The sequence below is a fragment of the Stenotrophomonas sp. YJH_SMC_46 genome (assembly GCF_059370315.1).
This window is the reverse complement of the sequence record NZ_JCAFTO010000003.1, coordinates 45,749-59,778: the sequence shown is the minus strand read 5'-3', so window position 1 is coordinate 59,778 and position 14,030 is coordinate 45,749. Positions and strand designations below refer to the sequence as shown.

The following is a 14,030-nucleotide window of genomic DNA, read 5'->3' as shown; positions in this document are numbered from 1 at the left end:
CGGCCCCATGGCCAAAGGTCATGGATGTGCTTATCCACGCGTGGCGTGGATGAGGCCTTTTCCGGTCAGTCGACCAGGCGCAGGCGCAGTTCCTTCGGCAGCGCGAACACCATCGATTCCGGCTCGCCGTCCAGCTCGGACACGCCACTGGCACCCAGCTCGGCCAGGCGTGCCAGCACGCCGTCGACCAGCACCTGCGGCGCCGAGGCGCCAGCGGTCACGCCGATGTGCTGCTTGCCCGCCACCCACGCCGGGTCGATCTCGTGCGCGCCATCGATCAGGTACGACTCCACGCCTTCACGGCGGGCCAGCTCGCTCAGGCGGTTGGAGTTGGAGCTGTTCGGCGAACCGACCACCAGCACCAGGTCGCAGCGCTTGGCCAGATCGCGTACGGCGTCCTGGCGGTTCTGCGTGGCGTAGCAGATGTCGTCGTTCTTCGGGCCCTGCATCGCCGGGAAGCGCTCGCGCAGCGCATCGATGATGCCGCGCGTGTCATCCACCGACAGCGTGGTCTGGGTGGTGTAGGCGAAGTTGTCCGGCTGGTTGATCTGCAGCGTGGCAACCTGCTCCACGTCTTCCACCAGGTAGATCTGGCCGGTGCCGGCTTCGCGGTTCCACTGGCCCATGGTGCCTTCCACCTCCGGGTGACCGGCGTGGCCGATCAACACCACGTCACGGCCGGCACGGCAGTGGCGGGCGACTTCGAAGTGGACCTTGGTCACCAGCGGGCAGGTGGCGTCGAACACCTTCAGGCCACGGCGCTCGGCTTCCTGGCGCACGGCCTGGGACACGCCATGGGCGCTGAAGATCACCGTGTTGTTGTCCGGCACTTCGTCGAGTTCCTCGACGAAGATCGCGCCGCGCTGCTTCAGGTCGTCGACCACGAAGCGGTTGTGCACCACTTCATGGCGGACGTAGATGGGCGCGCCCAGCGTTTCGATCGCGCGCTTGACGATCTCGATCGCACGATCGACACCGGCACAGAAACCACGCGGGTTGGCGAGCAGCACATCCATCAGTTCAATCTCCCGGCAGCGGCCGGCTTACGGTTTCGGATTGGCATTATCCGCCTTTTTGGCGGACTTGCCGTCGAACAGGCCAAACAGGGCGATGCCGATGGCACCCACCACGATGGCCGAGTCGGCGATGTTGAACGAGGGCCAGGTGTAGCTGCCCACGTACCACTGGATGAAGTCGACCACGTGGCCGTGCACCTGGCGGTCGATCACGTTGCCGATGGCGCCGCCGATGATGAGCGCATACGGCACCGCGGCCTTCCAGTTGCCGCGCGCGGTGCCGCGCAGCCACCAGGCCATCAGGCCGCTGATGGCGATAGCCAGTGCAGTGAAGAAGTACTTCTGCCAGCCACCGGCGTCGCTCAGGAAACTGAATGCCGCGCCGGTGTTATAGGTGCGGTACCAGTTCCAGAAGCCGTCGATGACCACCACCGGCTGGAACTCCGGGAGGCTGGACAGCACCCAGGCCTTGGACCACTGGTCCAGGCCGATGATGGCCACCGACAGCAGCAGCCAGACCAGAGCGTTCGGATGCGGACGGGGCGCGGCCATCAGAACCAGCTCCGCACTTCGCCGGCGCCGGTCACGTTACTCACGCAGCGGCCGCACAGTTCCGGATGGTCGGCGTTGCTGCCGACGTCGGCGCGGTGGTGCCAGCAGCGCACGCACTTGGCCTTGCTGGTCGGCTGGGCACTGACGAACACCTCGTCGGTGGTCGCCGGGCGCACCTGCACGTCGCCACTGATGAACAGGAAACGCAGTTCATCGGCCAGCGGCTGCCAGCGCGCGGCCTGCTCCTCGCTGGCGGCAATGGTGATCTCCGCTTCCAGTGCGGCACCGATCGCGCCGTTTGCCCGCATCGGCTCGAGCACCTTGGCCACCTGTTCGCGCACGGCCAGCAGCTGGTCGAAGTCGGCGGCGTTGAGCTGGGCATCGGCCGGCAGCGGCGTCAGGCCGTCGTACCACGTGGTGAACAGCACATGGCCAGCATGCTCGCCCGGCAGGTAGCCCCACAGCTCGTCGGCGGTGAAGGTCAGGATCGGCGCGACCCAGCGGGTGAACGCTTCGGCGATGTGGTACATCGCGCTCTGTGCCGAACGGCGACCGTGCGAATCGGTCGGCATCGTGTACAGGCGATCCTTGGTCACGTCCAGGTACAGCGAGCCCAGGTCCACGCTGCAGAAGTTCAGCAGCAGCTGCACGATCTCGGCCATGTTATAGCCGTCGTAGGCCGCCTTGATCTTCTCCTGCAGCTCCCACGCGCGATGCACGATCCAGCGGTCCAGCGCGACCATCTGCTCGAGCGGCTGCAGGTGCAGCGCCGGGTCGAAGCCGTCCAGGTTGCCGAGCAGGAAGCGTGCGGTGTTGCGCAGTCGGCGGTAGGCATCGGCATTGCGCTTCAGGATCTCCTGCGACAGCGACATCTCGTTGCTGTAGTCGGCCGAGGCGATCCACAGGCGCAGGATGTCCGCGCCCAGCTTGTTCATGATGTCCTGCGGCTCGATGCCGTTGCCCAGCGACTTGGACATCTTGCGGCCGTGCTCATCCACGGTGAAGCCGTGGGTCAGGCACTGCTTGTACGGGGCGCGCTTGTCGATCGCCACGCCGGTCAGCAGCGAGGACTGGAACCAGCCGCGGTGCTGGTCGGAACCTTCCAGGTACAGGTCGGCCGGCTTGCCGAAGCCACGCGCGGCGAGCACGCCTTCATGGGTCACGCCCGAATCGAACCAGACGTCGAGGATGTCGGTGACCTTCTCGTAGTCGGCGGCTTCAGCGCCCAGCAGTTCGGCGGCATCCAGCGAGTACCACACGTCGATGCCCTCGGCTTCGACGCGGTCGGCGACCTGCTGCATCAGCTCCACCGAACGCGGATGGATCTCGCCGGTCTGCCGGTGGGTGAACAGTGCGATCGGCACGCCCCAGGTGCGCTGGCGCGAGATGGTCCAGTCCGGGCGGCCGTCGACCATGCTCTGGATGCGCGCCTTCCCCCAGGTCGGGAACCAGCCGACGGTGTCGATGGCGGCCAGCGCATCGTTGCGCAGGTTGGCCTTGTCCATCGAGATGAACCACTGCGGAGTGGCGCGGAACACCACCGGCGTCTTGTGGCGCCAGCAGTGCGGGTAGCTGTGGCGGATCGGATGGAACGCCAGCAGCGAACCGTTGTCGCGCAGCACGCCGACGATGGCCTCCTGCGCCTTCCACAGGTGCTGGCCGGCCAGCACCACGTCACCGGCCGGCGGGGTCGATTCCAGGTACACGCCACGACCGTCGATCGGGGTCACCTGGCCGGCGTTGTACTTGTCCAGCAGGCCGTACTTCTGGCTGACCACGAAGTCTTCCTGGCCGTGGCCGGGGGCGGTGTGCACCGCACCGGTACCGTCCTCGTCGGAGACGTGGTCGCCGTTGAGTACCAGGATCTCGCGCTCCGGGTAGAACGGGTGCGCCAGCAGCTGGTTCTCCAGCGCCGCGCCGGTGGTTTCACCGTGCAGCACCACGTTCTCGACGCCGTAGCGCTGCAGTGCGCGCTCGGCCAGCGCCGCAGCCAGCACCAGCCAACGGCGCTTGCCGTTGTGCGCCGGGCCTTCGGCCAGCACGTAGCGGATCTCCGCGCCCAGCGACACCGCCAGCGAGGCCGGCAGCGTCCACGGGGTGGTGGTCCAGATCGGTACGGCCACTTCCACGTCGGCCGGCACGCTCACGCCGAACGCCTGGCCGATGGCCTGCGCATCGCGTGCGGCGTAGGCCACGTCGATCGCCGGCGATTCCTTTTCCTGGTACTCGATCTCGGCCTCGGCCAGCGCCGAGCCACAGTCGAAGCACCAGTACACCGGCTTGGCACCGCGCACCAGGTGACCGTTGGCCACGACCTTGGACAGCGCGCGGATCTCGTTGGCTTCGAAGTCGAAGCTCAGGGTCTTGTACGGGTTGTCCCAGTCACCGGTCACGCCCAGGCGCTTGAAGTCCACGCGCTGGATGTTGATCTGCTCTTCGGCGAACTCGCGGCACTTCTGGCGGAATTCGACGGCGTCGAGCTTGGTGCCGACCTTGCCCCACTTCTTCTCGACCGCGATCTCGATCGGCAGGCCATGGCAGTCCCAGCCCGGCACATAGGGCGCATCGAAGCCGGCCAGGTAGCGCGACTTGACGATGATGTCCTTCAGGATCTTGTTGACCGCGTGGCCGAGGTGGATGCGGCCGTTGGCGTACGGGGGGCCGTCGTGCAGCACGAACAGCGGGCGGCCGGCGGCGTTGTCGCGCAGCTGCTGGTAGAGCCCCTGCGCTTCCCACCGCGCCAGAATGCCCGGCTCGCGCTTGGGCAGGTCGCCGCGCATCGGGAATTCGGTGGCTGGCAGGTTCAGGGTGGTCTTGTAGTCCTGGCTCACGCAGTGGCTCGCAATCTATGTTCGGAAAGGATGGCGCGCGCCTGTTCGGCGTCGCGGTGCATCTGGTCGGTCAGCGCCGCCAGATCATTGAACTTCTCTTCGTCGCGCAGCTTGGCGACGAATTCCACGTCGATGTGGCGACCGTACAGGTCACCCTGGAAATCGAACAGGTGGGCTTCCAGCAGCGGCTCCACGCCCTCCACCGTCGGCCGCGTGCCGAAGCTGGACACCGATGGCCACGGTTGGTCGAACACACCATGCACCCAGGTCGCGTAGATACCCGACAGCGCCGGCGTCTTCGGGAAACGCAGGTTGGCAGTGGGGAAACCCAGCGTACGGCCAAGCTGTCGACCGCGCACCACCCGGCCGCTGATCGCGTATGGACGGCCCAGCAGGTCGTTGGCACGGGCGAAGTCGCCCTGCTGCAGCAGCTGGCGGATGCGGGTGCTGGAAATGCGCTCGCCATGCAGATCCACCGCTTCGATCTCGCCCGCGGTGAAGCCCAGTGCAGCACCCATCTTCTGCAGCAGGGCCAGGTCGCCACGGCGGCGGTTGCCGAAGCAGAACTCCGGGCCGATCCACACTTCGCGTGCGCCCAGGCGGTGGGCCAGCAGCCGGTGGACGAAATCCTCGGCCGGCATCGCTGCCATCGCCGCGTCGAAACGCAGCAGTCCGATCGCATCCACACCGAGCTCGCGCAGGATCTCGACCTTGCTGCGCGCCAGGGTCAGCCGCGGTGGCGGCGTGCCCTGGGAAAAGAATTCACGCGGCAGCGGCTCGAATGCCACGGCCACTGCGGCCACGCCCAAGGCGCGCGCGCGGGCAACCGCGTGGCGCACCAGCGCACGATGGCCCAGGTGGAGGCCGTCAAATGCACCGATACAGACCACGCTTCCGTTGGGGAACAGCGCCCCGCCCTCCACGCTTCTGAACAGCCTGCTCATCAACTCTCGTTCCGGCCCGACCGGGGCCGCCGCTTCAATGGTGTAACCCTGAAGTATAGCCGTCACGGCGCACGATCAATGCCCACGCAGGTCGCGCGGGCGGAAGCCCATCGCCACCATGGCAACCGCGTAGGTCGCGCCACCGCCACCGACCAGCAGCGCCAGGGCGCCGATCCGCTCCCACACAGTCATCGCCGAGAAGCCTGGCAGCCAGTGCAGCAGGGCCAGCAGCACCCCGACCATGGCCGCGCAGGCCAGCAGCAGCCGCAGCAGATAGCCAGCCCAGCCCGGCCGGCGGCGGTAGACATCGGTCTTGCCCAGCCAGTACCAGAGCAGGCCCAGGTTCAGGTAACTGGACAGCGCACTGGCAATGCCCAGCGCCAGGTGCAGGCCCGGCTGCTTGCCGATGGCCGCCATCACGCCCTGCGCCTTCAGCTCGTCCGGCACCATCACCTGGTACAACACCGCCAGAAGGGCGAAGTTGAACACCATGTTGGCCACCAGCGCGGCCACACCCGCGCGCACCGGCGTCTTGGTGTCCTGGCGGGCGTAGAAAGCCGGCAGTACCACCTTCAGCAGGGCGAATGCCGGCAGGCCGAAGCTCAGGCCGTACACCGACAACGCGGTCATGCGGGTATCGAAGGCACTGAACTGGCCGTGCTGGAAGATGGTCGCGATCAGCGGCTCGGCCAGCAGCAGCAGGCCCAGCATGGCCGGCACCGAGATCAGCAGGGTCATGCGCAGGCCCCAGTCCAACGAGCGCGAGAAGCCCTCGCGGTCGGTACTGACGTGATGGCGGGCCAGCGCCGGCAGGATCACCGTGCCCAGCGCCACGCCGAACACGCCCAGCGGCAGCTCCAGGAAGCGGTCGGCCAGCGACAGCCAGGACTGCGAGCCATCGGTCAGCTTGGCCGCGATCACCGTGTCCAGCAGCAGGTTGATCTGCGCCACAGAGGAACCGAACAGGGTCGGCACCATCAGCGTCATCACCTTGCGCACGCCCGGATGGCTCCAGCCCCAGCGCGGCAGGGTCAGCAGGTTGATGCCCTTCAGCGAGGGCAGCTGGAACAGCAACTGCAGGATGCCGGCCGCCAGCACCGCCCAGCCCAGCGCCAGGATCTGCTTTTCTGGCGTGCCGCCCAGCCGCGGCGCCAGCCACAGCGCACCGGCGATCATGCACAGGTTGAGAATGACCGGGGTCAGCGCCGGCATCGCGAAGCGCTGGAAGCTGTTCAGCGCACCGCCGGCCAGTGCGGTCAGCGAGACGAACAGCAGGAACGGGAAGGTCAGGCGGAACAGGTCGACCAGCAGGCCCTGCTTGACCGGGTCGGTATCAACGCCACTGGAGAAGACCGAGGCCAGCTGCGGCGCGAAGATCAGGGCCAGTGCGGTGACCAGCATCAGCACCCCGCCCAGGGTGCCGGCGGTGCGCGCCATCAGTTCGCGCAGTTCGGCGTGGCTGCGGGTTTCCTTCACTTCCGTGAACACGGGCACGAAAGCGGTGGCAAACGAGCCCTCGGCGAACAAACGCCGCAGGAAATTGGGTACCCTGAAGGCGACCCAGAAAGCATCAGTGATGGCGTTGGTGCCGAACGTGGTGGTCACCACGAAGTCCCGGACAAGTCCGAGAACGCGCGAGACCATGGTCATGCTGCTGAACGACAGCAGGCCCCGCAACAACTTGGGTGAACTCACTCAGCGTCCCTCTTGACAATCGACTTGACGTGCATTTCTTACGCCATCATACTAGCTAGCTTGCTGTTCCCATAACACCGATTTTTCAGGAAACCACCACCGTGGCCAATATCAAGTCCGCCAAGAAGCGCGCCAAGCAGACCGTCGTGCGCAACGCGCGCAACGTGGCTCAGCGCTCGATGCTGCGCACCGCTGTCAAGAAAGTGATCAAGGCGCTGGACGCCAACGATGCCGCCGGCGCCGAAGCCGCCTTCGCCGTTGCCCAGCCGATCCTGGATCGCTTCAGCGCGCGTGGCCTGATCCACAAGAACAAGGCTGCTCGCCACAAGAGCCGCCTGAACGACCGCATCAAGGCCCTCAAGGCCGCCTGATCCGGCGTTGCCGCCCTGCCCTTCGGGGTTGGGCTGCAGGCAAAAGCCCGGCCCCGGCCGGGTTTTTTGTTGCCTGCGCTCCGGGCGATCCGCGGAGCCGCGCGGCCGGCACTACCAAATGAAAAACCCGGCCGAAGCCGGGTTTTTCGCATGGAACCACAACGGCATTACTGCGCGTTGCGGGCTTCCAGCTCGCCTTCCTTCTGGCGATCGAAGAACGCCATGATCCGGCTCATGATCGGGAAGGTACCTTCGCGGCCCAGCGCGGAGACCAGGAACCACGGCTCCTTCCAGCCCAGCTCGGCGACGATCTGCTCGGCCGCGGCCTGCGCCTCGTCTTCGAACATCAGGTCAGCCTTGTTCAGCACCAGCCAGCGCGGCTTGTTCAGCAGCTCCGGATCGTGCTTCTCCAGCTCGCGTTCGATCGCACGCACCTGCTCCACCGGCGAAATCCCCTCCACGCCGCCTTCCATCGGCGAGATGTCCACCAGGTGCAGCAGCAGGCGGGTGCGCTGCAGGTGGCGCAGGAACTGCGCACCCAGGCCGGCGCCGTCCGCAGCGCCTTCGATCAGGCCCGGAATGTCGGCGATCACGAAGCTGCGGTGGTTCTCCACCTTCACCACGCCCAGGTTCGGGTACAGCGTGGTGAACGGGTAATCGGCCACCTTCGGCGTTGCAGCCGAAACGGCACGGATCAGGGTGCTCTTGCCGGCATTGGGGAAGCCCAGCAGGCCGACGTCGGCCAGCAGCTTCAGCTCCAGCTTCAGCGTGCGCTCCTCACCCGGCTCGCCCGGCAGCGCCTGGCGCGGCGAGCGATTGGTCGAGCTCTTGAAGTGCATGTTGCCCAGGCCACCGCGGCCGCCCTTGGCCACCAGCAGGCGGTCGCCGTGCCGGGTCAGGTCGCCGATGACTTCATCGGTGGCAACGTTGATGACCACGGTGCCGACCGGCACGGTGATGGTCAGGTCTTCGCCGCCCTTGCCGTAGGCCTGGCGGCCCATGCCGTTCTCGCCACGCTGCGCCTTGAAGATGCGCTCATGGCGGAAGTCGACCAGGGTGTTCAGGTTTTCGTCGGCGCGGATGTAAACGCTGCCGCCCGCACCGCCGTCGCCGCCGTCCGGGCCGCCGAGCGGAATGAACTTCTCGCGACGGAAGCCAATGCAGCCGTTGCCGCCGTTGCCGGCGAACACTTCGATTTCTGCTTCGTCTACCAGTTTCATTGTTTCGATGCCTGCGATGGGCGCGGCCTGCTGGCCGCCACCTTGAATGTCATGCCGGCCGCGGGCCGGTAACCCGGCCAAGCCGGTCTTGCTTCAACTCTAACGAAAAGCCCCGCCGAAGCGGGGCTCTTCATGCAGCACTCCCATGCCGGGGCACGGGTGCCGGCGATGCCTGGATCAGGCGTCGGCCGAGACGATGCTGACGGTGCGGCGCTTCTTGGCGCCCTTGACCGAGAACTCCACCTTGCCGTCCACGAGGGCGAACAGGGTGTGGTCACGGCCCAGGCCAACGCCGGTGCCCGGGTGGAACTGGGTGCCGCGCTGACGCACGATGATGTTGCCGGCTTCGATGGCCTGGCCGCCGAAGATCTTGACGCCCAGGTACTTCGGGTTGGAGTCGCGACCGTTGCGCGAGGAGCCTACGCCCTTTTTATGTGCCATGACTGCTTCTCCTGATACTTAGCCGGCGATGCCGGTGATCTCGATTTCGGTGTAGTACTGACGGTGACCCTGACGCTTCATGTGGTGCTTGCGGCGACGGAACTTGATGATCCGCACCTTGTCAGCACGACCCTGGGACAGGACCTTGGCGGTGACGGCAGCGCCCTTCAGCGCATCGCCCAGCTTCACGCCATCGCTGTCACCCAGCATCAGGATGTTGTCGAACTTGATCTCGCTGCCGACTTCGACTTCGAGCTTTTCAATGCGGAGCTTTTCGCCCTGCGCCACGCGGTATTGCTTACCGCCGGTGACCAGTACTGCGTACATGACCAGGCCTTCCTCTGTAGTTATTGTGGTCTGAACTGCCGCCATCGAGGGCGGACAGGAGCGGGATTGTACGCAGATCAGCGGGCGCGGGTCAAGTCAACCCCTGAACGACCCACGGGCCCGGGCCTGCAGGCCGAGCCATGCACGGCTGAACGGTTCGCGGTCCAGGCCGCTGCACATGGCCCGACCCTACACAAAGCTGTCGGCCGGTCTCACAACGTGAGACGCCGGGGTGGCATTGTCGCCCATTGCCCCCATCTGGTCACCTCGGTAGGCTGACCGATTGCCGTTCCCTGCTGGCCCGGCACCCAGCCAACGCCCCCACAACCGGATCCCCCATGGCGATGGATTTCATCCGCATCCGCGGCGCGCGGACGCACAACCTGAAGAACCTCGACCTCGACCTGCCCCGCGACAAGCTGATCGTGATCACCGGCCTGTCCGGTTCGGGCAAGTCCTCGCTGGCGTTCGACACCATCTATGCAGAAGGCCAGCGCCGCTACGTCGAGTCGCTGTCGGCCTATGCGCGCCAGTTCCTGAGCGTGATGGAAAAGCCGGACCTGGACCACATCGAAGGCCTGTCCCCGGCCATCTCGATCGAGCAGAAGTCGACCTCGCACAACCCGCGTTCGACGGTCGGCACCATCACCGAGATCTACGACTACCTGCGCCTGCTGTACGCACGCGTGGGCACCCCGCGCTGCCCGGACCACGGCTACCCACTGGAGGCGCAGACGGTCAGCCAGATGGTCGACCAGGTGCTGACCCTGGACCCGGAGCAGCGCTACATGCTGCTGGCCCCGGTCATCCGTGACCGCAAGGGCGAACACGCACAGGTCTTCGACCAGCTGCGCGCGCAGGGCTTCGTGCGTGTGCGCGTGGACGGCGAGCTGCACGAAATCGATGCGGTGCCGCCGCTGGCGCTGCGCCAGAAACACACCATCGAGGCGGTGATCGACCGCTTCCGCCCGCGCGAGGACATCAAGCAGCGCCTGGCCGAGAGCTTTGAAACGGCGCTCAAGCTGGGCGATGGCATGGCCTCGGTGCAGAGCCTGGACAGCGCCGATGCTTCGCCCACGCTGTTCTCCTCCAAGTACTCCTGCCCGGTCTGCGACTACTCGCTGCCGGAGCTGGAACCGCGCCTGTTCTCGTTCAATGCACCGATGGGTGCGTGCCCCGGCTGCGATGGCCTGGGCATGGCCGAGTTCTTCGATCCGTCGCGGGTGGTGGTGCATCCGGAGCTGTCGCTGGCCGCCGGTGCGGTGCGCGGCTGGGACCGTCGCAACGCCTACTACTTCCAGCTGATCGCCTCGCTGGCCAAGCACTACAGGTTCGACGTGGACGCTGCGTGGAACTCCCTGTCAGCCAAGGTGCAGCAGGCCGTGCTGTACGGCAGCGGCGATGAAACGATCACCTTCACCTACTTCACCGAAGCCGGCGGCCGCACCCAGCGGAAGCACCGCTTCGAAGGCATCATTCCCAACCTCGAACGCCGCTACAAGGAGACCGAATCGCCGGCGGTACGCGAGGAGCTGTCCAAGTACATCAGCGAACGCCCGTGCCCGGAGTGCAACGGCGCGCGCCTGAACAAGGCGGCACGCAACGTGTTCGTGGCCGACCGCCCACTGCCGGAGCTGGTGGTGCTGCCGATCGACGAGGCGCTGAAGTTCTTCAGCGAGCTGAGCCTGCCGGGCTGGCGTGGCGAGATCGCCGCGAAGATCGTCAAGGAAATCGGTGAGCGCCTCGGCTTCCTGGTCGATGTGGGCCTGGATTACCTGACCCTGGAACGCAAGGCCGACACCCTGTCCGGTGGCGAGGCGCAGCGCATCCGCCTGGCCAGCCAGATCGGCGCCGGCCTGGTGGGCGTGATGTACGTGCTCGACGAACCGTCGATCGGCCTGCACCAGCGCGACAATGAACGCCTGTTGGGCACCCTCACCCGCCTGCGCGACCTGGGCAACACGGTGATCGTGGTCGAGCATGACGAGGACGCGATCCGCCTGGCCGACTACGTGCTGGACATCGGCCCGGGCGCGGGCGTGCATGGCGGCGAGATCGTCGGCCAGGGCACCCTGCAGGACATTCTGGAGGCCCCGCGCTCGCTGACCGGCCAGTACCTGTCCGGCAAGCGCGCGATCGAGATTCCTGCTCGCCGGCACACGCCGAACCCGAAGATGACGCTGCACCTGCGCGGTGCCAGCGGCAACAACCTCAAGGGCGTGGACCTGGCGATTCCGGCGGGCCTGCTGACCTGCGTGACGGGCGTGTCCGGCTCGGGCAAGTCGACCCTGATCAACGATACCCTGTTCTCGCTGGCTGCCAACGAGATCAACGGTGCCTCGCACCCGGTTGCGCCGTACAGGGAGATTGATGGCCTGGATCTGTTCGACAAGGTGGTGGACATCGACCAGTCGCCGATCGGCCGCACCCCGCGATCGAACCCGGCCACCTACACCGGCCTGTTCACGCCGCTGCGCGAATTGTTCGCACAGGTGCCGGAGGCGCGTGCGCGCGGCTATTCGCCGGGCCGTTTCAGCTTCAACGTGCGCGGCGGCCGCTGCGAGGCCTGCCAGGGCGACGGCCTGATCAAGGTGGAGATGCACTTCCTGCCGGACGTGTACGTGCCCTGCGATGTCTGCCACGGCAAGCGCTACAACCGCGAAACGCTGGAGATCCTTTACAAGGGCTTCAACATCAACGACGTGCTGGAAATGACCGTCGAGGATGCGCTGAAGCTGTTCGAGCCGGTGCCGTCGATCGCGCGCAAGCTGGAAACGCTGGTGGACGTGGGCCTGAGCTACATCAAGCTGGGCCAGAGCGCGACCACGCTGTCCGGTGGTGAAGCCCAGCGCGTGAAGCTGTCCAAGGAACTGTCGCGCCGCGATACCGGCCGCACCCTGTACATCCTCGACGAGCCGACCACCGGCCTGCACTTCCACGACATCGAAGCGCTGCTGGGCGTGCTGCACAAGCTGCGCGACGAAGGCAACACGGTGGTGGTGATCGAGCACAACCTGGACGTGATCAAGACCGCCGACTGGATCGTGGATCTGGGCCCGGAAGGCGGCCATCGCGGTGGCACCATCCTGGTCACCGGCACGCCGGAGGATGTGGCGGCCTGCCCGCAGTCGTACACCGGCCAGTTCCTGGCCCGCATGCTGCCCTCCACCAGCGCGCGCCCGGAGCAACCGGCTGCGGTGGCCAACAAGCCCGACGCCCGTCCGCCACGCAAGCTGAAGCCTGAGAAGCCGGCGAAGAAGGCGGTGGCTGCCAGGAGCACCGGCAAGACCAGCAAGACCGCGACGACCCGCAAGAAGAAGGACGCCTGATGAGCAGCGAACACAAGATCCTGGCCCGCATCCCGATCAGCGTGCGCTGGCGTGACATGGACAGCATGGGCCACGTCAACAACGCCAAGTACATTTCCTACCTGGAGGAAGCGCGCGTGCGCTGGATGCTGGGCGTGGAAGGCGTGTCGATGACCGACCGCATCGCACCGGTGGTGGCCGCGACCAACGTCAACTACCGCCTGCCGATCGTGTGGCCCAACGACATCCTGGTCGAGCTGTTCGTCGAGCGCCTGGGCAACAGCAGCGTGACCATCGGCCACCGCATCGTCGACCAGCAGGACGACTCGAAGCTGTACTCGGATGGCAACGTGGTGGTGGTCTGGATGGATACGCAGACCGGCAGGAGCGCACCGCTGCCGGAGGCGATCCGCAGCGCTTCCACCTGAAGGTAGTGCCGGCCGCTGGCCGGCAACCTCCAGATGCTTCGCGCATGCCGGCCAGCGGCCGGCACTACCGATCCCATTCAAAGGACTGAGATGATCCACCAGACTGAACTGCGCGACCTGCTGCCCGGCATGGTCCCCTTCCCTACCGATGTCTTCCCCGCTGACCAGGCGTGGCTCGCCCAGCATCTGCTGCCGCTGCTGAAGATCGACCTCGGTGTGCTGCGCCCTGAACTGGCCGGCCAGGTGGCAACGATGCTGTGCCCGATCGAGCCGTACGACGGCTGCATCGGCGAGACTACCGAAGAACACCACAACGACTTCACCAGCACCAACTGGATCGCCTTCGAGCTGACCGCCGGCAACCAGATGCGCTTCCTCGGCAACGAGGGCTATTTCATCGGCGATCAGGTGGATGACAAGCTCGCGCGGAAACACATCGCGCAGATGCGCGAGAGCTATGCCAAGGCGCGTGACTACCATGCCACGCACGGCCGCCTGGCCTGCTACTCGCGCTATGGCAAGGACGAGCCCAGCGAGCGCGATTACCTGGATACGCTGGGTGGACGGATTTCCTGTGGCAACTGGATCGAAACAGCCGATATTCCGGCCGCCTTCACCCTGGAATTCACCGACGCCGCCAACGACCGGCATGCTCCAGATGATGCCGAACTGGCGATCATCCGCCACGGCGGCCACAAGTTCTTCGCAGTGGCCGAAGTCGCTGGCTACAACTGGTGCGCCACCGGCGCCGACGCGATAGTGATGCTGTATGAGCCGGTGAGCCGCACGGTGCTGTTCTCGTACGATTGGACGTAGCATCCCGCCGGGCATGGCCCGGCGCTACCCAGGCATGACCGCCGGATCATCACTGGTAGCGCCGGGCCATGCCCGGCGGAA

12 protein-coding genes are annotated in these 14,030 nt (G+C 66.3%); 4 read left to right on the top strand and 8 right to left on the bottom strand.

Going from position 1 to position 14,030, the window contains the following annotated elements; all coding sequences use genetic code 11:
- Window positions 1-65 precede the first annotated feature (65 nt).
- From ispH to murJ, 5 genes are all read right to left on the bottom strand, one after another.
- Window positions 66-1,016 (bottom strand): 4-hydroxy-3-methylbut-2-enyl diphosphate reductase, encoded by a 951-nt coding sequence (gene ispH / locus AC5P8C_RS09700; protein WP_019659291.1) that lies wholly within the window; start codon window positions 1,014-1,016, stop codon window positions 66-68.
- 27 nt (window positions 1,017-1,043) lie between these two features.
- Entirely contained in the window at window positions 1,044-1,568 is a 525-nt protein-coding gene (gene lspA / locus AC5P8C_RS09695; RefSeq protein WP_014646377.1) for a signal peptidase II, read from the bottom strand.
- Complete coding sequence (gene ileS, locus AC5P8C_RS09690) at window positions 1,568-4,399, bottom strand: isoleucine--tRNA ligase (protein WP_495218649.1); 2,832 nt, start codon at window positions 4,397-4,399, stop codon at window positions 1,568-1,570. Before ileS ends, lspA begins: the two co-directional genes overlap by 1 nt.
- A complete protein-coding gene (locus AC5P8C_RS09685) occupies window positions 4,396-5,343 on the bottom strand; it encodes a bifunctional riboflavin kinase/FAD synthetase (protein WP_019659293.1) in 948 nt (315 codons plus the stop codon). The genes ileS and AC5P8C_RS09685 overlap by 4 nt, the downstream gene beginning before the upstream one ends.
- A 75-nt stretch (window positions 5,344-5,418) precedes the next feature.
- Window positions 5,419-7,023 (bottom strand): murein biosynthesis integral membrane protein MurJ, encoded by a 1,605-nt coding sequence (gene murJ / locus AC5P8C_RS09680; protein ID WP_032955127.1) that lies wholly within the window; start codon window positions 7,021-7,023, stop codon window positions 5,419-5,421.
- 116 nt (window positions 7,024-7,139) lie between these two features.
- Here murJ and rpsT point away from each other — a divergent pair, with 116 nt between their 5' ends.
- Window positions 7,140-7,409 (top strand): 30S ribosomal protein S20, encoded by a 270-nt coding sequence (gene rpsT, locus AC5P8C_RS09675; RefSeq protein WP_005408560.1) that lies wholly within the window; start codon window positions 7,140-7,142, stop codon window positions 7,407-7,409.
- Between the two features lie 167 nt (window positions 7,410-7,576).
- Here the strand turns inward: rpsT and cgtA are convergent, their stop codons facing one another.
- The 3 genes from cgtA to rplU form a co-directional block, all read right to left on the bottom strand.
- Window positions 7,577-8,629 (bottom strand): Obg family GTPase CgtA, encoded by a 1,053-nt coding sequence (gene cgtA, locus AC5P8C_RS09670; protein ID WP_019659295.1) that lies wholly within the window; start codon window positions 8,627-8,629, stop codon window positions 7,577-7,579.
- Window positions 8,630-8,806: 177 nt separating this feature from the next.
- Window positions 8,807-9,070, bottom strand: a complete 264-nt coding sequence (gene rpmA, locus AC5P8C_RS09665; protein WP_005408558.1) for a 50S ribosomal protein L27 — start codon at window positions 9,068-9,070, stop codon at window positions 8,807-8,809.
- A gap of 18 nt (window positions 9,071-9,088) precedes the next feature.
- Window positions 9,089-9,397 carry a 50S ribosomal protein L21 gene (rplU, locus tag AC5P8C_RS09660; protein ID WP_005408557.1) on the bottom strand — a complete coding sequence of 103 codons (309 nt, stop codon included), beginning with the start codon at window positions 9,395-9,397 and terminating at the stop codon, window positions 9,089-9,091.
- A 338-nt stretch (window positions 9,398-9,735) separates the two neighbouring features.
- On the opposite strand from rplU, the gene uvrA reads away from it, so the two are divergent.
- From uvrA to AC5P8C_RS09645, 3 genes are all read left to right on the top strand, one after another.
- Window positions 9,736-12,726: an excinuclease ABC subunit UvrA gene (gene uvrA, locus AC5P8C_RS09655; protein ID WP_019659296.1), complete on the top strand. Its 2,991-nt coding sequence runs from the start codon at window positions 9,736-9,738 to the stop codon at window positions 12,724-12,726.
- Complete coding sequence (locus AC5P8C_RS09650) at window positions 12,726-13,133, top strand: acyl-CoA thioesterase (protein WP_019659297.1); 408 nt, start codon at window positions 12,726-12,728, stop codon at window positions 13,131-13,133. Before uvrA ends, AC5P8C_RS09650 begins: the two co-directional genes overlap by 1 nt.
- 90 nt (window positions 13,134-13,223) lie before the next feature.
- Window positions 13,224-13,949, top strand: a complete 726-nt coding sequence (locus AC5P8C_RS09645) for a hypothetical protein (RefSeq protein WP_019659298.1) — start codon at window positions 13,224-13,226, stop codon at window positions 13,947-13,949.
- Window positions 13,950-14,030 lie beyond the last annotated feature (81 nt).

Coding starts and splice junctions, on each gene's coding strand:
- ispH (WP_019659291.1), bottom strand. CDS start 1,016: ATGGATGTGCTGCTCGCCAACCCGCGTGGTTTCTGTGCCGGTGTCGAT.
- lspA (WP_014646377.1), bottom strand. CDS start 1,568: ATGGCCGCGCCCCGTCCGCATCCGAACGCTCTGGTCTGGCTGCTGCTG.
- AC5P8C_RS09685 (WP_019659293.1), bottom strand. CDS start 5,343: ATGAGCAGGCTGTTCAGAAGCGTGGAGGGCGGGGCGCTGTTCCCCAAC.
- cgtA (WP_019659295.1), bottom strand. CDS start 8,629: ATGAAACTGGTAGACGAAGCAGAAATCGAAGTGTTCGCCGGCAACGGC.
- rpmA (WP_005408558.1), bottom strand. CDS start 9,070: ATGGCACATAAAAAGGGCGTAGGCTCCTCGCGCAACGGTCGCGACTCC.
- rplU (WP_005408557.1), bottom strand. CDS start 9,397: ATGTACGCAGTACTGGTCACCGGCGGTAAGCAATACCGCGTGGCGCAG.
- uvrA (WP_019659296.1), top strand. CDS start 9,736: ATGGCGATGGATTTCATCCGCATCCGCGGCGCGCGGACGCACAACCTG.
- AC5P8C_RS09650 (WP_019659297.1), top strand. CDS start 12,726: ATGAGCAGCGAACACAAGATCCTGGCCCGCATCCCGATCAGCGTGCGC.
- AC5P8C_RS09645 (WP_019659298.1), top strand. CDS start 13,224: ATGATCCACCAGACTGAACTGCGCGACCTGCTGCCCGGCATGGTCCCC.